Origin of the sequence: Neorhizobium galegae (genome assembly GCF_017877055.1) — a bacterium.
Taxonomy (GTDB): Bacteria; Pseudomonadota; Alphaproteobacteria; order Rhizobiales; family Rhizobiaceae; genus Neorhizobium; species Neorhizobium galegae_D.
In genome coordinates this window covers 602,729-623,331 of the sequence record NZ_JAGIPG010000004.1, presented here as the reverse complement: position 1 = coordinate 623,331, position 20,603 = coordinate 602,729, and the positions used below count along the sequence as shown (strand labels likewise).

Here is a 20,603-nt window from a genome sequence, read left to right as displayed (position 1 = left end):
CGAATCGGACGCTCCAGCTATCCAAGGCCGCTGGTGGAACGTCCCTCCGTAGTTGCAATGCGAGCCCATTAATCGAGCTCAGACAGATAGTTCTGGCGGCACCTAACTCGCGTCCCTTATGTTACTCTCTTTTAAAACGCTAGGAGGACCTTATGAAGATTGGTGTGCCGCGAGAGACTATTGCGGGCGAATCTAGAACTGCGATTACCCCGGATAGCGCCTTGCAACTGCAGAGGCTTGGTTACGAATGTCTGATAGAGAGTGGTTCCGGCAGTGCGTCGGGATTTTCAGACGATACCTATCGCGCGGTTTGCGTGAAAGTTGTCGATGAAGCCACATTGTACGAGAACTCTGACGTCATTGCCAAAGTCCGTCCTCCGGCTCTAAGAGAAATCGATCGGCTGCGACCTGGCCAGACGCTAATCTCCTTTTTCTATCCAGCCCAGAACGCCGAGCTGCTGGAAGCAGCTCGGGTCAAAGGAGCCAATGTCATTGCCATGGACATGGTGCCGCGCATCAGCCGCGCTCAGAAGATGGATGCGCTGTCGTCGATGGCCAATATTGCCGGCTACCGCGCGGTGATTGAGGCCGGCAACAATTTTGGACGCTTCTTTACCGGCCAGGTTACGGCTGCTGGCAAGGTGCCGCCCGCCAAGGTGCTGGTGATCGGCGCCGGCGTCGCCGGTCTTGCTGCTATCGGTACCGCGACCTCGCTCGGCGCGATCACCTATGCCTTCGACGTTCGCCCAGAAGTGGCCGAACAGATCGAATCCATGGGCGCCCAGTTCGTCTATCTCGATTTTGCCGAGGCGCAAGATGGCGCTGCAAGCGGCGGCTATGCAGCCCCTTCGTCGCCGGAGTTCCGTGAGAAGCAGCTGGAAAAATTCCGCGAGCTAGCCCCCGAGATCGACATCGTCATCACAACGGCGCTGATCCCCGGCCGCGACGCGCCTAAGCTCTGGCTTGCCGATATGGTTGCGATGATGAAGCCAGGCTCGGTGATCATCGACCTCGCGGCCGAACGCGGAGGTAATTGCGACCTGACCGTCGCCGACCAGCGGATCGTCTCGGACAATGGTGTGATCGTCGTCGGTTACACGGATTACCCGAGCCGCATGGCGGCGCAGGCATCAACGCTATACGCCACCAACATCCGCCACATGATGACAGACCTGACGCCAGCAAAGGATGGCAATGTCTTCCACAACATGGAAGACGACGTCATCCGTAGCGCCACCGTGACCTATCAGGGCGAGATCACCTATCCACCGCCGCCCCCGAAGACCAAAGCGATCGCGGCGCAGAAGCGACAAGAGAAGGTCAAGGAACCGACCCCCGAAGAAAAACGCTCTAGGGAAACCGCCGCGTTCAAGGCGCAGACCCTAAGCCAGGGCCTGTTGCTATTGTGCGCGACCGCTCTGCTGCTTGTCGTCGGCGCCTATGCGCCTTCGAGCTTCATGAACCATTTCATCGTCTTCGTACTGGCCTGCTTCATCGGCTTCCAGGTAATCTGGAACGTCTCCCACTCGCTGCATACTCCGCTGATGGCAGTGACCAACGCCATCAGCGGCATCGTCATTCTGGGCGCGCTGTTGCAGGTAGGGTCTGGGAATTGGCTTGTCGTTGTATTGTCGGCGCTTTCGGTGCTGATCGCCACAGTCAACATCGTCGGGGGTTTTCTGGTAACACGGCGCATGCTCGCCATGTTCCAGAAGTCGTGATCGGGGAGGGGTAAATATCATGACGATCGGTATCGTTTCGGCCGCCTATATCGCGGCAGCAGTTCTGTTCATCCTCTCGCTCGGCGGGCTCTCCGGCCAGGAAAGCGCCAAGCGCGCCGTCTGGTACGGCATTCTCGGCATGGGTTTGGCGGTTGTCGCCACCGTCTTCGGTCCTGGCGTCGGCCACTGGCTCATCATTCTCCTGATGATCGCCGGTGGCGCGGTTCTCGGCCACTACGTGGCAAGCCGCGTGCAGATGACCGAGATGCCGCAACTTGTCGCGGCGCTGCACTCCTTCGTCGGCCTCGCGGCCGTGTTCATCGGCGTCAACGCCCATATCGAAGCGGCTGACGTCGCCGTGCTCGACGAGGCGGCCAAAGCTGCTCTCTCCGGCTTTGCGGCGATCCTTGCGCACAAGACACCTCTCGAACTCGCCATCCTGAAGGTCGAGGTCTTTCTCGGCGTCTTTATCGGCGCGGTCACCTTCACCGGATCGGTCATCGCCTTCGGCAAGCTGGCCGGCAAAGTCGATGGCAAGGCCCAGAAGCTCCCCGGCGGGCACATGCTGAACGCTGGTGCGGCGATCCTGTCGCTGATCCTGCTCATCTTGTATGGCAACGGTGCGGGCGCCTGGGCGCTGGTGCTGATGACGCTCGCCGCCTTCTTCATCGGTTATCATCTGATCATGGGCATCGGCGGTGCCGACATGCCGGTCGTAATTTCGATGCTGAACAGCTATTCCGGCTGGGCGGCGGCGGCCATCGGCTTCACGCTCGGCAACGATCTCCTGATCGTCACCGGCGCGCTGGTCGGCTCCTCGGGTGCAATCCTCTCCTACATCATGTGCAGAGCAATGAACCGGTCCTTTGTCTCGGTCATCCTTGGAGGCTTCGGCACGGTCACTGGTCCGGCCATGGAGATTTCCGGCGAACAGATCGCCATCGATGCGGACGGCGTGGCCGCAGCCCTGAACGATGCCGACAGCATCATCATCGTGCCTGGTTATGGCATGGCGGTGGCGCAGGCTCAGCAGGCGGTCTCGGAACTGGCCCGCAAACTGCGGGCCGCTGGAAAAACCGCTCGCTTCGCAATCCATCCAGTGGCTGGCAGGTTGCCCGGGCACATGAACGTGCTGCTCGCCGAAGCCAAGGTTCCATATGATATCGTGCTGGAAATGGACGAAATTAACGATGACTTCTCAAAGACCGATGTGGTGATCGTTATTGGCTCCAACGACATCGTAAACCCAGCTGCCCAAGAAGATCCGAATTCACCAATCGCTGGAATGCCTGTGCTGGAAGTTTGGAAAGCGAAGCAGGTTTTCGTGTCTAAGCGTGGTCAGGGAACCGGCTACTCTGGCATCGAAAATCCGCTCTTTTACAAAGAGAATACACGCATGTGCTACGGCGATGCAAAAGTTAGCACCAACTCGGTCTTGCAACTCATTCGGGCTTAAGGATCAGTTTGGAGCGGAGTCAGTTCCAAGTGGGATTTCCACTAATCTCTCAACAAACAGAATCACTCGGTCGAATTAAAGGCGCTCAGCTGGCTCGCGCGTTGAGAGAGTCGCTTGTAGAATGTAGTAAAGTAAGCTTGGAGGCTTCGACGGGTCAATCGGGAGGAATCTCGATAACCTAGGCGGAACGCGGACACTTCCGACAATGAATGTTTCGTTGTACGAGCGGCAAATTAATGTTCGAGGGGGCAGAATATACTGCCCCTTCGACCGGTATATTTTCAGATCGCTCAGCGACCAAATATAGTGCGATTGTTGTCGCGACCACCTTCATGGGCAAAGCCGCCTTTGGATGTTCCATAATCCCGGGCAGTTTTCTCCGCGCGACCGACGCTATTGGTTTTCATTCGATCAAGCGATCGGCGTTGCTCAGGATTTGAGCCCTTGGTGGCACCTTCATAGTAATCGCCCTCCGCCGACGCGGCGGTTGCAAGAGACAATACTGCGAGGACAGCGGCTGTGAGGGTGAGCATCATTGATTTCATTGTTTTGATCCTTATTGGGGGATCGTCGGCATCGTTTGCGACCTGCCCGACGATCGGTGTCTTGAATAGACTGAGGTTAGTTGGAACGAATTGCGCCGTCGTAATAATCACCGCGGTCGAGGTACTTGCGGCCGTCATTCGAGTTATCGGCACGGTTGGTTGTAGTGCTCCCGGTTGCCTGCGTATCAACGTTGTCCGTTTTCTTGTGTCCGCCTTCGTAATAATCGCCTTCCGCGAGAGTGGCGCTCGAAGACGCGAGTACAGTGAGAGCAAAAATCGTTGCGAGCCTTGACATCTGTTTTCCTTATCTTTTGGTCCGCCGCACCTAATGGCGACGAGTTGTATGTATGGTGTTCCTTGTGTCCACATAAGTCATATGCACATAGAAGCACTATTCAGAAATCTGAATAATTTGGGCCGATAGGAGGCTTTGTATGGATCTGTTTTCGGCGATGAGGGTCTATGTTCGCGTGGTTGAATCAAGGAACTTCACCCGCGCAGCGTTGAGGCTTGGGATGCCTAAAGCGACCGTGACAACGTATATCCAGGGGCTGGAAGCTCATCTCAAAACAAAGCTTTTGAACCGAACAACGAGGCAGGTACTTGTCACAAATGAAGGCGCTGTCTACTACGAGCAGGCTCTAAGGATCATCGCAGAAGTTGATGAGCTGGATGCGACGTTCCATGCATCGCAGGGGAAGCCGACAGGCCGCATCAGAGTGGAAATGGCAGGCGGCTTTTTTGACTATTTAGTCATTCCATACTTGTCCGACTTCAACGACAGATATCCCGACATTGCGCTAGACGTCGGCATCAGCGACAGAAACGTGGACTATCTTGCGGAAAACGTGGACGTCGCCCTCAGAGCCGGAACGCCACCGAACCATTCGTTGATTTCAAAACGAGTGTCCGAAGTAAAATTTTTGAACGGTGCATCGCCGGGTTATGTTGAGAAATACGGTCTTCCTAAAGATCCAACTGACTTGGAGGAAGGTCATCGGATCATCGGGTACTTGACTGGGTCCTCAGGGCATGCGCCGCTGCTTACCTTAAAAAAAGGACCAGAAATCTATGAATTGCAACCAAAATACGAGCTATCAGTAAGTGACCACGGAAGCTATATGGCTGCCGCAAAAGAAGGTCATGGAATAATCCAGGCACCGAATTTTATGATCAAGACTGCATTCCAAAAAGGAGAGCTCGTGCCGATCCTTGCCGGCTGGGAGAAACCATCCTTGCCGTTATGCATTGTGTACCCGCCAAACCGGCACCTTAGTAACAAAATCCGCATTTTTGTTGACTGGGTGACCACCCTTGTGGCTAATACCAACCCTCATTGATCAGAACTCACTTGCCCATTTTCTACGGCCAATTGACATGATCTTCCATGGTTGATCCTGCAGAGTTCGCCAGGCGTAGCAGCAATGATCGACGATGTCCTCGTAGGATTTGAAGACGCGGTTCGACAGCCAGTTTTCGCGCATGAACTGCCAAATGTTTTCGACCGGGTTAAGTTCGGGCGATTTGGGTGGCAGGGGCAGGATGGTGATGTTCGCTGGAACTACCAAGTTGTTGGACATGCCATCCTTCCTGATCCATGATGAGGATCGCGTGGGCACCGTCGGCGACGTTTCGGGAGATTTCGATCAGATGCTGGTTCATCGCATGAGTGTCACACCACGGCATGACGAGAGCCGCCGCCTTGCCCTTCCTCGGGCAGATGGCGCCGAAGATGTAGGCGGAGCGGGTTCGCTGGTCATGTGGTGCTGTCGGCCTTGAGCCGAGCTTGGCCCAACGCCGGGTAATCTTGTTCTTTTGGCCGATCCGCGCTTCGTCTTGTGGGATGGTTCGCCTCCTCCCCGGCGAATACGCTGCGTCGTCCAACAAGAAGGAGGCATGACATGCAAATCAAGCAGATCGGCATCGACATTGGCAAGAACAGCTTTCATGTGATCGGGATCGGCATGGAGGGCGATATTGTGCTTCGCCGACAATTCACCAGATCCGGGCTCATCGCATTCTTTAAACAAAGGACAGAGCGACTTAAGATCGCCTTCGAAGCGTGTTCCGGTGCGCACTGGCTGGCGCATCAGCTCATCGCCGTGGGCCATGAAGTCAGGCTTCTGACGCCTGAGAGCGTGCGGCCTTTCGCCAAGGCACAGAAGAACGATTGGAACGATGCACTGGCGATCGCGGAAGCTGCACAGCGCCCGGGTCGCCATGTTGTGGGCATCAAGTCACAGGAGCAACTGGACATTCAGGCATTGCATCGGGTGCGGCAACGGTTGGTGACGGCTCGTACCGCCATCATCAACCAGGTACGAGGCCTGCTGCGCGAACGAGGTCTGGTTTTTGGTTCGGGCCGGATGCGTTTCGATCGTTTCCTGCGCGAACAGTTGACCGGCCAGGAGATCCAACTCAATTCGGTTTGCCGGGCATTATTCGCCACACTGGCCGCCGAATATGAAGCAGTCGATGCTCGCATCGAAGAGATAGATGCTGAGCTTACCGCCTTCGCCAAATCCAATCCTGCCTGCAGGGCGTTGCTGTCGGTTCCAGGTGTCGGTGTGATCGTGGCCACGGCACTGTTCAGCGTTGTGGCGAATATTTCGGATTTCCGGAGCGGCCGCGATCTCGCTGCCTTCCTGGGGCTCGTGCCTCGGCAACGATCAACGGGTGGAAAGACGACGCTGCTGGGAATATCGAAACGCGGTAATACCTATGTCCGAACGTTGATGATCCACGGCATGCGCTCCGCCTTCCATAATCGCAAGAAGCGAGAGAACGGCCTTTCAACGTTCATGGAACGGCTGGTCGAGCGAGGCATGCATGCCAACAAGATCGTGGTGGCGGGCGCCAACAAGGCTGCGCGCATCATCTGGGCCATCCTGACACAGAACAGTTCGTTTCAGCCGAACGCCGCCTGAGGTAGGAGGCTGATTGACTTGCGAGGAGAAAGCGATGGCGTCGCGTATCTGACAGGATGCGCAGCCTGATGGTTTCAGTAGATTGATCGCTGCTTGCCTCTGGCGCAAATCGGAGAATGCATTGATCTCGGCATCTGATCGTCTTGTAAGGAACGCATCCCAGCGGCTCCCATTGTGGCTAGGGCATTTCGCCCATTTGCAAGCCGGATACGCTGAAGCAGGGTCTCTCGGGGCTGTCGTTTCTTCTTGCAAACCGGAGGCGAACCATACACTGAAACCAGATCTCGATCACTTTGCCTTTGGCGTTACCATTGGCGATTTCCGCCACTGCGGCGGGGAAGTTTTTTTAAACGCCGCAATGGCATCAGGGTTTTGCGCATGATGCTTCGGGCGGGCAGAGAGCTTGCGATAGCCAAGGGAACGTACCTCACGGCTCAAGGTCTGCTCGCTGACCGAGACGCGGAATTCTTCCCATAGCCACTGCCCCAGGTCGCATCTCCGCCAGCGCACGACACCATCGAGATAGGGTGTCGGACCACGTTCGATGGCTTCAGCCAGGGCCGCACGCTGGTCAGCGCTCAACAACGGCTGTTTGCCGGGAGCCTTGCCGTTGATGAGACCGTCTGGACCCCGCGCGTTGAAGCGCACAACCCAGTCACGGACAACCTGCAGGGTGACGCTGCCGAGCCTGGCTGCATCGGCTCGGGAACCGCCATCGTAGATCGTAGCCAGTGCCAGCAACCGACGTGCTTGATCGGCATCCTTTGTCTGCCGAGCCAGCTGACGAAGATCATCGCCGTTAAAATCCGCCCTCAATGAAATCGCTGAACCCATCGCAAACCTCGTGTTTGCGCTATCGATTCAGGTTCGACGCGTCTTGGGAATCCCAAATGAGTCTGGATCAATGGGGGCTGGTATAAGCACGACGTTTCGGCCTGACGGATACCCGGTCAAGTACCTGACCGGCAGATCCAAGCCCTGCTCAAGAAACCATAGCAACGCCTGCCACCGCACTGCCGAGTTGGGCAACTTTGTTGAAGACGAGTGCAATGGCTTCCTAGATGCGTCGGTCGGGATCCTTCTCGACCCTGTCATCTGCCTTTATGAAGCCGGACGTCGAAGGACCCCGACGAATGCGGGGGCAAACAGCACCATGACGATCGGTCGGCAAACGATTTCCTGCCATAACGATCGATCGAGGTAACCAGATAACGCTCGAAGATATCGCCCAGCACTATCCCGAGAAGCAGCGGCGGACGCCGCCAGCGAGACTGCTTCATCGTCCATCCGATGATCCGACGTTGAGCAGCGCATAAAGGCCGCCCAGGTCGATGCCATCAAGCAGAGGATTTCTGCCTTCGTAAGGCTTTTGGGAAAGTTCCGGAACCAAGAAGAACGCCAAGGGATACGAGTACGATACCCGTTGGGACCTCGCCCCAGAACCGGAATCGCCAGTAACGTTGCCATTGCCGGAACGAGAGATGCAAAACTGCACCTCGCGAGGCTCCCACCGTGGCCACTACCCGATTGAATGCGATGAGTGAAACCACTTGTCAGAATACCCTGAAACAACACAGCGGAAGCGATGTTACAAGCTCGCCTCCATGATGCCCCGCGGCATGGGGAGGAGAGCGTAGAATGGAAGAAATAGCAGCGAGGACCAGAAGGGGACAATGGTGGCTCCATGTAAAGGCTTTAGCCCCGAACGGCCGAGGGTAACCGTATACGTCGCCCAGAGAACGGAAGCTGCCAGAAATAGCATCTCGCCAATCCAAACTTGCTGCGTCAACTGAAAAGGCCGGATCCTACTATCAAGGCAACACCGAGCGGAATCAAACTAAGTCCTGTAAGCCGGTCTTTTGAGGGTCTTTCTCTAAGGAAAATGACCGACAATAATGTGGCAAAGACAGGCATCACCCAGGGATGAGCGCTCCGTCGATAGCAGTTGGAGCGAATAGCAAACCTGTTGCAGCGTAGGGCGCACCTGCACCCGCGACCATCATCAACGTTCCACCCAGCCCCACCGAGCGTGCGATAGCTCCATGACGCAAGAGAACGGGCAGCAAGATGACAGCAGCACTCCCGAAACGGATCGCGGTAATATCAGAGACTGTCAGCGTGGATTGGACGAGATCGAGGCGGGTGAAAACCATCCAGCCGGCCCATATTGAAACCACGAACACACCCCAAGCACTGCCTTTGAGCGTGTGCAGCAGGCTGGTTGAGTTGTCTTCCTGGATCATTACTTAACTTTCAAGTCAATGAGACCAACCGGCCCGCAACGATGCGCTTGCGCGTGAATCGGAACGGGCCGTTGTTGCAACTTCGTCAGTTTTGATAGGGGCGCGTGAACACAGGCGGAAGTTACCGTTCGATCATGCTTCCTCCCCTTGTGCCATCACACGGTAAATCTTCCGATCAGGGGGTATCGCTGGCAAAGTTCGCGCACGACTTCTCGCGCTTCCCTCTCCGCGTTCTGATTCATGGCGGGGCCCTTCTCGACGAGACCTCTAATGACCCGGTCAATGCATTCAGCCACGACCTCGAACTCGGCCACGCCGAGGCCGCGTGTTGTGCCGGCAGGCGTTCCTAACCGAATACCGGAAGTGATCGCCGGCTTCTGCGGATCGAATGGTATGCCGTTCTTGTTGCAGGTGAGGCCTGCATGTTCTAGGGTCACCTCCGCGTCTCGGCCAGTTACGCCTTTCGGTCGCAGATCTACCAGCACTAGGTGGGTATCGGTGCCGTCGGAGACGACAGAAAATCCGCTCTCGAGTAATTTTGCCGACAATGCTTTCGCGTTGGCGACGACAGACTCGGCATACTCAACGAATTCTGGCTGTAGGGCCTCTCCAAAAGCTACTGCTTTGGCAGCGATAACATGCATCAGAGGTCCTCCCTGAAGACCCGGAAATACAGCCGAGTTGAACTTCCTCGCGAGGTCGGGATCATTGGTCAGAATCATGCCCCCGCGCGGGCCGCGCAGCGTCTTGTGGGTCGTCGTCGTTACCACATGCGCATGCGGGAATGGGCTTGGGTAGACACCAGCTGCGACCAAACCCGCGAAATGCGCCATATCGACCATCAAGTAGGCACCCACTTCGTCTGCAATCTCTCGGAACGCCTTGAAGTCGATGATACGGGGATAGGCAGATCCGCCGGCGATGATCAATTTCGGGCGGTGCGTACGCGCCAAATCCCGAACCTCGTCCATGTCGATCCGGTGATCTTCTTCTCGAACATGATAGTGAACCGGATTAAACCATTTGCCCGACACCGTAACGCTAGCGCCATGAGTCAGGTGCCCGCCGTGGGCCAGCGATAAGCCCATGAACGTATCGCCTAGCTTCAGAAGAGCGAGAAAAACCGACGAGTTTGCCTGGGCGCCCGAGTGGGGCTGGACATTGGCATATTCGCATTTGAAGATGCTGAGGGCGCGATCTATGGCGATAGTCTCGATTTCATCGACATATTCACAGCCGCCGTAATAGCGACGACCGGAGTATCCCTCCGCGTATTTGTTGGTGAGAACCGATCCTTGCGCACGAAGGACAGCTGCGGAGACAATATTTTCTGAGGCAATCAGCTCGATCTGCGAATCTTGCCGGTTGGTTTCGCGGTCGATAGCCGAAAATACGGCGGCGTCGTATGGTGCAGTCATCTTATGCTCCTCAGCAATTGGGTACATTTTTGGCAAGACCTCCGCGCGAGGTCTCACGATATTCGGACTTCATGTCTCGCCCCGTCTGGAGCATGGTTTCGACCACCTGATCGAAGCTAACCCTGTGAGTGCCGTCACCCCTCATCGCGAGAGACGCGGCGTTGATGGCTTTGATCGCGCCGAATGCGTTGCGTTCGATGCAGGGAATTTGTACGAGACCCCCGATCGGGTCGCAGGTCATGCCCAGATGATGCTCCATGGCGATTTCCGCGGCATTCTCGATTTGACTCGGCGTGGCGTGGAGCGCCGCTGCCAGTCCCGCGGCCGCCATTGCCGCTGCCGAGCCAACTTCGCCCTGACACCCGACTTCAGCGCCCGAGATCGAAGCATTTTTCTTGATGATCCCGCCTATGGCCGCAGCAGTCAGCAAAAAAGTATTGATGCCGGCGTCGCTGCTGTCGCAAAAGTCACGGTAGTAGCGCAGCACAGAAGGAATGACGCCCGCCGCGCCGTTCGTCGGTGCCGTGACTACGCGTCCGCCGGCGGCGTTCTCTTCGTTGACTGCGATTGCGAAGACGCTGACGAAATCCATTAGTCTATGCGGCTGGTGGGTTGAGTCCGGCGTGTCTTCAGCGCAGAGATCGTCGTAGATCTTTTTCGCGCGTCTTTTAACGCTCAGCCCGCCGGGCAATATACCTTCCGTGGAAAGGCCGCGATCGATGCAGGTGAACATCGTGTCGGCGACGGTACGGACGAATGTAAGCGGATTTCCGGAGGGATCTTTTGCCAATTCATTGACGGTGACGATTTCTTCCATCGAAACGCCATCGGCGGTGCAGAGCGTGAGAAGTTCGTCCATCGACCGGTAGGTATACGGCGGCGACCAGTTTCTCTGGGCTGGGGTTTCGCCCTCCCTCATGACGAAGCCGCCCCCAATCGAAAACCAGACTTCGTCCGCGAGTATTGCCAGATCGCTTCCGAAGCCCTGAAGGCGCATCGCGTTTGGATGTACTTCAAAATCCAATTCGAAGTCGAATGCGATATCAGTTTTCCGGCTGAAAGCAATATTTCGGCCGGTCGGCAACACGAGGATACCCGTGCTGTCGATTCCTTCCAAAGTTGGCTTCACAGCAATTGGATCGATCGTGTCAGGGCGGGCGCCGGTTAATCCCAGTATTACCGCATCGTCTGTGCCATGCCCTCTCCCCGTCCAGGCCAGAGACCCATAAAGGGTCACGACTACCCGGACCACCTGGTGTGCCATGTCGGCAAGGCCGTCGGCAAAATTGGCGGCGGCGATCATCGGGCCGACAGTGTGCGATGACGAGGGTCCCAATCCGATCTTAAAGAGCTCACCGAAACCGGCGGGATGCTCGTTATCCTGGCGAACATCTGCCAGTTCGCCGGGTTCCTGCCGGGTTCGTGTCTTGATTGACATAGCTTATGATCCTCAGCCTTGTGCCGCGGCGTATTCAGACACCGGCGGGCATGAGCACACGAGATTCCTGTCGCCAGCAACGTTGTCGATGCGAGACACTGGAGGCCAGTATTTGGTAGTGCGTGCCGGATCGCCGTTCGGGTATGCTGCTTCGACCCGGGAATACGGATGATTCCACTCGCCTGCAAGGACGTCTTCCGCAGTGTGCGGCGCATTGATTAGCGGATTGTCGTCCTCCGGCCAATCACCCCGCTCTACCTTGCCGGCTTCGATCGCAATAGCCGCCATGGCCTCACAGAACCTGTCGATTTCAATCTTCGATTCCGATTCCGTCGGCTCGACCATGAGTGTTCCGGCGACCGGCCAAGACATGGTCGGCGCATGGAAGCCATAGTCAATGAGGCGTTTGGCGACATCTTCGACGGAAACGCCGGCACGCTCCTTCAACACCCGGGTGTCGATGATACACTCATGCGCAACGCGGCCGTTCTTTCCCTTGTAGAGCACCGGATAATGGGCTTCGAGGCGGGCTGCTATATAATTGGCGTTGAGGATTGCCTGCTCGGTCGCCTGCTTCAGCCCGGCCGCGCCCATCATCCGAATATACATCCAGGTGATCGGCAAGATCGATGCGCTGCCCAAAGGAGCAGCCGAGACCGCATGGCCGCTACCCCGCTCCACATGCCCCGGAAGGAACGACGCAAGATGCGATCCGACGCCGATCGGTCCGACGCCCGGACCACCGCCGCCATGTGGAATGCAGAAGGTCTTGTGCAGATTCATGTGGCAGACGTCCGCACCGATATCCGCCGGGCGGGCGAGACCGACCATGGCATTCAGGTTTGCGCCGTCGAAATAGACCTGTCCGCCATTCTCGTGAATGATCTTGCAGATGTCGCGGGCGGATTCTTCGAACACGCCATGAGTGGAGGGGTAGGTGAACATGACCGCGGCCAGCCGATGGCCATAGTGCTCCGCCTTGACCCTCAGATCATCGACGTCGATATCGCCGTCGTCGAGGCATCTCACGACCACGACTTCCATGCCGGCCATCGCGGCGCTGGCCGGATTGGTGCCGTGTGCGGAGGACGGGATCAGGCAGATCCTGCGCTGGGCGTCTCCGCGCGACAGGTGATAGCCGCGGATCGCCAGCAGTCCGGCATACTCCCCCTGGCTTCCGGCATTGGGCTGAAGGCTCACGGCGTCGAAGCCGGTGATCTCGCACAGCCACTTGTCCAGGTCATCGGCCATTGCCCTAAATCCGGCAGAATGGCTTTCCGGCGCGAAAGGATGCAAGTTGGCGACGGACGGCCAACTGACCGGCATCATTTCGGCAGCGGCGTTTAGCTTCATCGTGCAGGAGCCGAGCGGGATCATGGCGCGATCGAGCGCCAAGTCCTTGTCCGCAAGACGACGCAGGAAGCGCATCATCTCGGTTTCAGAATGGTTGTCGTGGAAAACCAGCTGGCTTAAGAACTCTTTGCCGCGAAGGCTGCCGGGTGCGGTACGCTCGGCGGTGGCGGGAGCCTTCGCAGCGAACAATGCTGCCAGTGCTTCCAAATCCTCAAGCGTCGACGTCTCGTCGAAAGCTATAGACACATGATCGTTGTCCAAGACACGAACCAGTCGGCCGCCGGCCTCCGCTTCGAAGGCGATGACCGAAGCCCTGCCGCTGACCTTGGCGGTCACCGTGTCGAAACGCCGGTCACCAGCCACCGTGACACCTGCGGCCTTCAGACCCTCCGCCAGACGGGAGGCCAGGTCGTGAACACGCCTAGCGATCGACTGCAAGCCGGCCGGGCCATGCCAGATCGCGAAAGCCGCGGCCATGTTCGCCAGAAGCGCTTGGGCTGTGCAGATGTTCGATGTCGCCTTGTCGCGGCGGATGTGCTGTTCTCTGGTCTGCAACGCTAGCCGATAGCTGGGTCGGCCGTTACGATCGACCGATTGCCCTACCAATCGACCAGGCATCAGACGGGTCAGCTTGTCGGATACGGCGCAATAGGCGGCATGCGGGCCCCCGAAACCCATAGGAACGCCGAAACGCTGCATTGAACCGACGGCGATATCCGCGCCAAGCGTGGCCGGCGGGTCGGTGATTGTCAGGCCGAGGGGGTCGGCCACGAAGATGACGATCGCGCCCATTTCCTTTGCCCTGGCTATGGCGATGCTATGATCTCCATAAACGCCGTTCGTGTCCGGCCAGGGGACGAGGAGAGCTGCAGTTTCGGTATAGATCGTTTCACCGTCGATTTGCGTTTCCATCGGAGCGGCGCGTGTGCGGATAACATCCATGGTTTGCGGATGGAGTGGACCAGCGACGGTGACGTGGCTCCTTTTATCCCTATGATACCGCAAGGCGATGCTGACGGCCTCGGCAACTGCGGTCGCCTCATCGAGAAGCGATGCAGAGGCGACCTGGAATCCGGTCAGTTCAGCAACCAACGTCTGGAAGTGGAAAAGCAGCTCGAGCCTGCCCTGGCTGATTTCTGCCTGATATGGCGTATACGCCGTATACCACGCCGGGTTTTCGAAGAGATTGCGCTGGATGACCGGCGGTACATGGACGCCATGATACCCCGCGCCAATGAAACTCTTGAGAACCTTGTTGCGGCTCATGGCTTGTTCCAGTTCCCTGAGCGCGGCGTGTTCGTCGATGGCTGCCGGGAGCCCCATCGGACGCTGTAGTCTAATGGATTGTGGCACTGCCTGCGTGATCAGCGTCTCGATGGACGGGATGCCGATCGCGGCAAGCATTGCACGGGTATCGGCGGCATTGGGGCCAATATGGCGGGAGGCGAACGACGAGTTGCTCATCTTAGGATCCTCTCAAGCAATGTGGGATTTGTAGCCAACTGCATCCATCAGCCCTTCGAGCTGCGCGGTGTTGGCGATTTTCATTTTCCAGAGCCAGCCGTCTGTTTCCGGCGAGCGGTTGAGCAGGTCCGGGGCAGACGAGAGCTGCTCGTTTACCTCGACGATTTCCCCGTCGATCGGAGAATAGACATCGGAGGCGGCCTTCACGGATTCCACGACAACAGCTACGTCGCCTGCAGACATGGCAGACCCGATGTCCGGAGCGCCGACAAACACCATGTCGCCGAGCTGGTCCTGTGCGTATTCGGTGATGCCGACGGTCGCGATTTCGCCGTCGACGCGAATCCATTCATGATCTTGTGTAAAGTAGAGTTTCGACATGGATTTCATCCTTTGCGATAGCGATGGAGTGTGAAGGGAAGCGAGTGGACCGCGACCGGAACCTTGGTTCCTCGCACGTCGGCGTAGAGCATGGTGCCGATGGCGGCACGGTCGGATGCGACGAAACCCGTCGCGACGGGAAACCCGGCGGAAGGCCCGAACCCGCCCGACGTAACCCTGCCGATCACCTCACCGTCCTCGTCGAAAACCAGAGTTCCACCGCGCACCGGCTGACGGCCGTCTGGCTTTAACCCGACCCGCTTTTCGTTCGGACCTTCGGCGATTATCTTCCTGAGTGCGCCGGAACCCAAGAACTTGCCGCTTGCACGCAGATCCTTCGGAATGGCCCACATCAGAGCCGCGCTGGCCGGATCTATGTCCGGAGTAATATCGTTACCATGCAGGCACAGCCCGGCTTCGAGACGAAGGCTGTCGCGGGCGGCGAGGCCGATCCACATGATCCTTTCATCGGCCATTAGCCGGCCCAGGAGTTGGCGCGCTTCATGTTCCGGTAGGCCAATCTCGAAGCCGTCCTCGCCGGTATAGCCTGATCGGCTCATGAACCAGTCGTCACGTATCTCCCTGCCCTGCATGAAGAACATATCTTCGGTCTCAATACCGATGCCGGCGAGAACAGCGGAGGCTTCCGGCCCTTGGATGGCCAGGAATACCCGGTCCAGTGGTTCGATATTGACATCCAAGCCCAAGGCCAGATCGCGCAGGTGCGCTTCGTCGGTCGCCGCGTTCCCGGCGTTGGCCACGACCATAAAACGTTCGTCGCCGAGGCGTGTTACGATCAGGTCGTCGATAATCCCTGCCCGCTCGGACAGAAGGAGGGTGTATTTTGACTGTTCCGATCGCAAGGCACGCGCTTCGATCGGACATGCATGATCAAGAAGATCGGCGGCATCCGAACCGGAAATTCGGATGAGTTTCATATGCGAGATGTCGAAGATGCCGACATGCTCCCGTGTATGAAGATGCTCCTTCATCACACCGGCAGGATAGCTTACAGGCATGTTCCAGCCCGCGAATGCGCCGAAGCGGGCCCCGGCTTGTGAATGCAGATCTTCTAGCTGCAATCTGCGTAGTGTTTTGGTCATCATGGCTCCTCCACGAGTTGCACGCTGGGCTGCAATGCAGCCGTTTCGTACCCCTCTGTGTGAAGCCTGAGAGATTCACGACGTGGAAAACGTCGCTTACACCGTCGGCGCGGGATGATATCCCAACTTTCCAGAGCGTCTTTCCGTCCACGGTCCTTTTGCCTGAGAGATTTTGGGTAACTTCCCCTTCGGCGTCAGCTCACGCTGATCTCTCCCTTGGACAGTAAGGGGTTCTTCCCCTGACTATGTATTTCGGCCACCGTGTATGAACGTTATCAGATCATTCCACGACGTTTGCTGTTCATTGTCTCCGATTTCCACGCTGATATATTTAGGTGATACCGGACTAGGCTGCCTTGTCGAAGCAACGTGCAAGCACGTCCTCCAGGAGCTTCGTCAAACGAGGGATGACAGCGCGTTCCTGACCTTCGGTGTCCTTCAGGAATTTCTCGATATCGATACCACTATCGGCAAGCTGCTGCCTGTTTTGACCGACCCATTTCTCGACAATTTCCAGGCTTGCTTCCGGGTGAAACTGAACTGCGACAGCGTTTCCATATTGGAAACCCTGGACGACATTGCCCGAAGTGGCGAGCGGGGTTGCGTTTTGTGGCAGTTCGAATTTGTCGCCATGCCAGCGGAACCACGGTCCCGACCAACTGTCGTTCACGGCGGTATCATTCTCTATCCAGCCGTGATGGCGTTCCCCCATGGGCTCCACATTTGCTCCGAGAGCCGCAGCAATCATCTGACCGCCGAAGCAGATCCCAAACAGCGGTTTTTCTTTTTCGACGAGTGCCTCGGTAAAGCGAAGTTCATCTTTGATCCAAGGGATTTCACGTTGGTAAACGCCCTGCGGTGCGCCCAGGATGATCACCAGATCGTAGTCTTCAGTATTCATCTTCTGGAAGTCGGTCTTTTCCGCCTCGACTACCTTAAGTTGGATGCCAAATCTCGTTTCAAGAATAGGCCCTACAAGTCCGATCGGCGTGTCGGTGGAGTTTTGGATTACCAGAGCTTTCATTTGTCTTCTTCCGTTTCCGGCGCATGGGTGTGAAGTGCTTGAAGGCGTGACCGATCGATCGACAGCCTGAAGACATCAGGTCTGTAGTAATGGCCGCTGACATCAAAGTTTCGGCGCTCTTCGCGAACTGTCTGCAAATCGGCATCGAACCAGATAATCTCTTCCGTTGAGTCCCCTGCCTGGGCAACGACCTCCCCGGAGGGCGAGACGATTTGCGAACCGCCGGTGAAAATCTTGTCGACACCCTGCTCCTTCAGTTCCTGAAACAGAGCGAAGTCTTCGGGAACATCAGACAGTGATAGAAGGCCGGTGGAGTTGAGCGACCAAACCCGCCCTTCGATGGCAATAAGCTTCGTCGCCTCATTGGAGACCGAAGCGTTGCCAGGCCATACGCTGACGTGTATGTCTTCGCCGCCCGCGTACATCGCAAAACGCGCCATCGGCATCCAGTTTTCCCAGCAATTCAATCCGCCGGCGCGGAAATCGCCGAACTGATGGACGACCAGTCCCTTACCGTCTCCATGCGCCCAGCACAGCCGCTCGTCAAAGGTCGGCACCAGTTTGCGATGTGTGCTGAGCAGCCCCCTCTCGCGGTGGATCGCAAGCAGGGAACAGAATATCGACCCGCGCGCCGAGGCGCTGCCTCGCTCGTTGATACCGAGGTAAACAGATACGTTGTAGTCCCTGCAGGCAGAGACGATCAACGAAACCTCCTCGGACGGGACTTCGACGGCCGAATCCAGGAACTGCGCGTAGGCACGTTTCTGCAATGGGCTGTCAAACGACGCTCCGTCTGTCCTGCAGAGCCAAAACGGATATCCGCTGAGGAACGATTCCGAAAATGCAAGGAGCTCGATGCCTTTCGAAGAGGCTTCGGCAATAGCTTCAATGATCTTCGCGGTCGTCTGCTTGGGTCGCAACCAAACAGGGCGAAGCTGTGCGGCACCGATCTTCATGCTTCCTCCAGAGATTTGGGGCTGCCTCATTTATGCCGGGCAGCCCCTTGGGCTGTCAGTACATTTCGAAGTATTCGTTATGTTCCCAATCCGTCACGGCGGACAGGAACCGGTTCACTTCGAACTCCTTGAGCATGACCATGTAGTTATGGAAGGTATCGCCCAACTCGCGCTTCAGCACGTCGTCCTGTTTGAAGGCGGTGACCGCTTCCATCAGGCTGCGCGGCAGAACCGGCCGGTCGGCGAGATAGGCCGCGGTGACCGAGTCGCCCGGATCGGAACTGCGTGCAATACCGTCACGGCCCGCAATCAGCTGTGACGCGATATACAGATATGGGTTCGCCGTCGGCTCGCCGATACGGTTTTCGATGCGGGATGCCGAGTTTTTCGGGCCGCCGATGACGCGCAGCATCGAGCCGCGATTTTCATAGGCCCAGGATGCCTTGGTCGGTGCAAAACCGTCCGGCCGCTGGCGCTTGTAACCGTTGATCGTCGGGGTGGTGAGCAATGCGGTGCCCGGGGCACGATCGAGGAGGCCACCGAGATAGTTCATGCCGATCTTGGAAAGCGGGCCTGGATCTTCCGATGCGACGAAGACGTTTTCGCCGGCGCTGTTTACCAGCGACTGATGCATATGCCATCCACTTGGGAAGACGTTCGGCACCTTCGGGATCGCCATGAAACTCGCATGGTATCCGTTGCGCCGGCACAATTGCTTTACCGCCGAACGGAAGAGAAGTGCTGCGTCGGCCGCTTCGATTGCGCTGAGCGGGTTGAACGTCACTTCGCACTGTCCTGGTCCCCATTCGTCTTCGAACGTCGCCATCGGCAGGCCGAGCTTTTGCAAATTATCCTGCAGGAACGACAGGATGTTTTCGATCTCATCGCCACGGTTTTCAGTCAGGTACTGATAGCCGTGCTGGATCATCTCGACTTCAGGAGCTTCCGGCGGATAACCACTCTGCGACGGCGCAAGCTTCGCATCGAGCAGCTTGAAGACGTAGAATTCGAACTCCAGACCGACCTTCATGGAGAGGCCGTCCGACGCAAGCTTTTCGAGCTGCTGGCGCAGGATCTGCCGGGTCGAAAGAGGGCACGGCTTGCCATTGGCGAGGTAGGCGTCGCTAAGAACCCAACCTGTGTCCTTCACCCAGGGCAGAACCTTGAATGTGGTCGGATCCGGAACCAGCACGCCATCGGGGAGTCCGATCATTTCAGGGATGTTCAGGGTGTTTTCAGCGCCGAATGGCGGAACGATCGGATGATTGGTGGTGTCGAAGATGGCAGTTACAAGCTGAAAATCCTTGCCGTTGCGAAGGCTAGACTTGAATTCTTCCGCCGTCACGGTCTTACCGCGGACGATGCCGTGCTGGTCACCCCAACCGACACGGATGTTTTTGATTCCCTCTTTCTCGATCCGCCGAAGAAGCTCCTCAGCAGCTTTGGACTGTTCATCCGTCCAAAGCCCATGGCTCTCAATGAAACCCTTCCGTTCATTCGTCATAGTCATCACCCTCTGATGTTCAATTCGACCCGGTGGTTGCTCTTTAGCTTTAAAACAGCGCGGCAATCCGTCGACATCGAAAGTGATACTACGATAAAAATTCTCGTCAACGAGAAAATTCTACAGAAGGAAAAATATTGCGCTTTTCATTTTGCCGACGACTTATTTCATGGTGATAACCTGCGATAATCCAATCCGTTTGGTCGGGTTATTGGTCGTTCATCAGGGTTCAAGACTCTCGAAGGGGCGAACGGAGAGGCAGACTGATAGAATTTCCGTGTCGCCTTCCCCGACCGCGGCAAAAGCATGCCGCATTGTACTGTCCAGGTAGCAGCTCTCTCCAGCTTGAAGCGTGAGTGGCGCGTAATGCTCCGTAAAGAATTGCAACGTTCCTTTTAGCACGAAGATAAACTCTTCCCCATCATGGATGCTCCATTCGGCAATTGGCGGAGCCTCTCTGTTGTGGATAGTCATCTGCAGGGGGACCATGACTTTATGGGTCAATCCTGTTGAATGGACGTTGTAGTCGTACCTGCTCGTCCTGTAGGTTTCGACCTGGCCGGATTTCGTGGACGTCAGTCTCGCCGTTATCCCGCTACCACTTGGTTTTGCTCCCTCCATCATATTGACGAAGTTCATCTGTAGGCTACGAGCTATTTTAAGCGTGCTTTCAAAGCTTGGATTCGACTGGCCTTTTTCGATTTTCGAGATGGCGGCGATCGACACGCCGCTGCGTTTGCTGAGTTCGTCAAGCGTCCAGCCACGCGCAACCCGCTGCGCCTTGATCACGGTACCCGGCAAAAAGCTTCCCTCGCCTTCCGAGCTCTCGTCCGAACTGCCGATATTCATTGTCATATTCTCCGATGCACCCAACAGATCGCAACGCGCCATCTACCTATTCCCGCCTTAGCAATCTAATTAGATGGCTTGCCGACGACTTATCAAGCGCCACATGTCATTTTTTTCCAAGACCCCCAATAATCTCCTATGGGAGAAAATATCTCGCGTAAGAGAAAAGGAATTGACGGATCGGCGGAATCTCGCTGTTATGGTTGCGCAAAAATAAACAC

At 56.8% G+C, this 20,603-nt stretch carries 18 protein-coding genes, 1 pseudogene and 1 riboswitch; of the genes and pseudogenes, 5 read left to right on the top strand and 14 right to left on the bottom strand.

Annotated features, from left to right (window positions below):
* The first annotated feature begins 152 nt into the window (after positions 1-152).
* Positions 153-1,721, top strand: a complete 1,569-nt coding sequence (locus J2857_RS26310; RefSeq protein WP_210013003.1) for a Re/Si-specific NAD(P)(+) transhydrogenase subunit alpha — start codon at positions 153-155, stop codon at positions 1,719-1,721.
* 19 nt (positions 1,722-1,740) lie between these two features.
* The gene (locus J2857_RS26305; protein ID WP_210013002.1) at positions 1,741-3,177 is read left to right on the top strand and encodes an NAD(P)(+) transhydrogenase (Re/Si-specific) subunit beta; all 1,437 of its coding nucleotides are present in this window, start codon (positions 1,741-1,743) and stop codon (positions 3,175-3,177) included.
* A gap of 290 nt (positions 3,178-3,467) precedes the next feature.
* Here J2857_RS26305 and J2857_RS26300 read toward each other — a convergent pair whose 3' ends face one another.
* Positions 3,468-3,860: a hypothetical protein gene (locus J2857_RS26300; protein ID WP_210013001.1), complete on the bottom strand. Its 393-nt coding sequence runs from the start codon at positions 3,858-3,860 to the stop codon at positions 3,468-3,470.
* Positions 3,861-4,156: 296 nt separating this feature from the next.
* On the opposite strand from J2857_RS26300, the gene J2857_RS26295 reads away from it, so the two are divergent.
* Entirely contained in the window at positions 4,157-5,062 is a 906-nt protein-coding gene (locus tag J2857_RS26295; RefSeq protein WP_210013000.1) for a LysR family transcriptional regulator, read from the top strand.
* Here the strand turns inward: J2857_RS26295 and J2857_RS26290 are convergent.
* Positions 5,063-5,558: pseudogene (locus tag J2857_RS26290) on the bottom strand (IS630 family transposase); the annotation flags it as partial.
* A gap of 65 nt (positions 5,559-5,623) precedes the next feature.
* Between J2857_RS26290 and J2857_RS26285 the strand changes: the two are divergent.
* Positions 5,624-6,649, top strand: coding sequence for an IS110 family transposase (locus J2857_RS26285; protein WP_210012999.1), 1,026 nt, complete (start codon positions 5,624-5,626; stop codon positions 6,647-6,649).
* Between the two features lie 288 nt (positions 6,650-6,937).
* On the opposite strand, the gene J2857_RS26280 is transcribed toward J2857_RS26285, so the two are convergent.
* The 11 genes from J2857_RS26280 to J2857_RS26230 form a co-directional block, all read right to left on the bottom strand.
* Entirely contained in the window at positions 6,938-7,483 is a 546-nt protein-coding gene (locus J2857_RS26280) for a helix-turn-helix domain-containing protein (protein WP_210012998.1), read from the bottom strand.
* A gap of 951 nt (positions 7,484-8,434) precedes the next feature.
* Entirely contained in the window at positions 8,435-8,563 is a 129-nt protein-coding gene (locus J2857_RS31570; protein ID WP_210012997.1) for an EamA family transporter, read from the bottom strand.
* The gene (locus tag J2857_RS26270) at positions 8,563-8,892 is read right to left on the bottom strand and encodes a hypothetical protein (RefSeq protein ID WP_210012996.1); all 330 of its coding nucleotides are present in this window, start codon (positions 8,890-8,892) and stop codon (positions 8,563-8,565) included. The genes J2857_RS31570 and J2857_RS26270 overlap by 1 nt, the downstream gene beginning before the upstream one ends.
* A gap of 155 nt (positions 8,893-9,047) precedes the next feature.
* A complete protein-coding gene (gene glyA / locus J2857_RS26265; RefSeq protein ID WP_210012995.1) occupies positions 9,048-10,310 on the bottom strand; it encodes a serine hydroxymethyltransferase in 1,263 nt (420 codons plus the stop codon).
* Between the two features lie 10 nt (positions 10,311-10,320).
* A complete protein-coding gene (locus J2857_RS26260) occupies positions 10,321-11,748 on the bottom strand; it encodes an L-serine ammonia-lyase (RefSeq protein ID WP_210012994.1) in 1,428 nt (475 codons plus the stop codon).
* Between the two features lie 12 nt (positions 11,749-11,760).
* Positions 11,761-14,565, bottom strand: a complete 2,805-nt coding sequence (gene gcvP, locus J2857_RS26255; RefSeq protein WP_210012993.1) for an aminomethyl-transferring glycine dehydrogenase — start codon at positions 14,563-14,565, stop codon at positions 11,761-11,763.
* Positions 14,566-14,577: 12 nt separating this feature from the next.
* Entirely contained in the window at positions 14,578-14,946 is a 369-nt protein-coding gene (gcvH, locus tag J2857_RS26250; protein WP_210012992.1) for a glycine cleavage system protein GcvH, read from the bottom strand.
* Positions 14,947-14,951: 5 nt separating this feature from the next.
* On the bottom strand, positions 14,952-16,052 hold the full coding sequence (gene gcvT / locus J2857_RS26245; RefSeq protein ID WP_210012991.1) for a glycine cleavage system aminomethyltransferase GcvT: 1,101 nt from the start codon (positions 16,050-16,052) through the stop codon (positions 14,952-14,954).
* 137 nt (positions 16,053-16,189) lie between these two features.
* Positions 16,190-16,276: riboswitch (glycine riboswitch) on the bottom strand.
* Positions 16,277-16,395: 119 nt separating this feature from the next.
* Positions 16,396-17,073: a type 1 glutamine amidotransferase gene (locus tag J2857_RS26240; RefSeq protein WP_210012990.1), complete on the bottom strand. Its 678-nt coding sequence runs from the start codon at positions 17,071-17,073 to the stop codon at positions 16,396-16,398.
* Positions 17,070-18,029, bottom strand: coding sequence for a carbon-nitrogen hydrolase family protein (locus J2857_RS26235; RefSeq protein ID WP_210012989.1), 960 nt, complete (start codon positions 18,027-18,029; stop codon positions 17,070-17,072). Before J2857_RS26235 ends, J2857_RS26240 begins: the two co-directional genes overlap by 4 nt.
* Positions 18,030-18,084: 55 nt before the next feature.
* Positions 18,085-19,242: a glutamine synthetase family protein gene (locus J2857_RS26230; protein WP_245363848.1), complete on the bottom strand. Its 1,158-nt coding sequence runs from the start codon at positions 19,240-19,242 to the stop codon at positions 18,085-18,087.
* Positions 19,243-19,290: 48 nt separating this feature from the next.
* On the opposite strand from J2857_RS26230, the gene J2857_RS31130 reads away from it, so the two are divergent.
* On the top strand, positions 19,291-19,722 hold the full coding sequence (locus J2857_RS31130; protein ID WP_245363846.1) for a hypothetical protein: 432 nt from the start codon (positions 19,291-19,293) through the stop codon (positions 19,720-19,722).
* A 33-nt stretch (positions 19,723-19,755) separates the two neighbouring features.
* Here J2857_RS31130 and J2857_RS26225 read toward each other — a convergent pair whose 3' ends face one another.
* Positions 19,756-20,382 carry a helix-turn-helix domain-containing protein gene (locus J2857_RS26225; protein ID WP_210012987.1) on the bottom strand — a complete coding sequence of 209 codons (627 nt, stop codon included), beginning with the start codon at positions 20,380-20,382 and terminating at the stop codon, positions 19,756-19,758.
* Between the last annotated feature and the right edge of the window lie 221 nt (positions 20,383-20,603).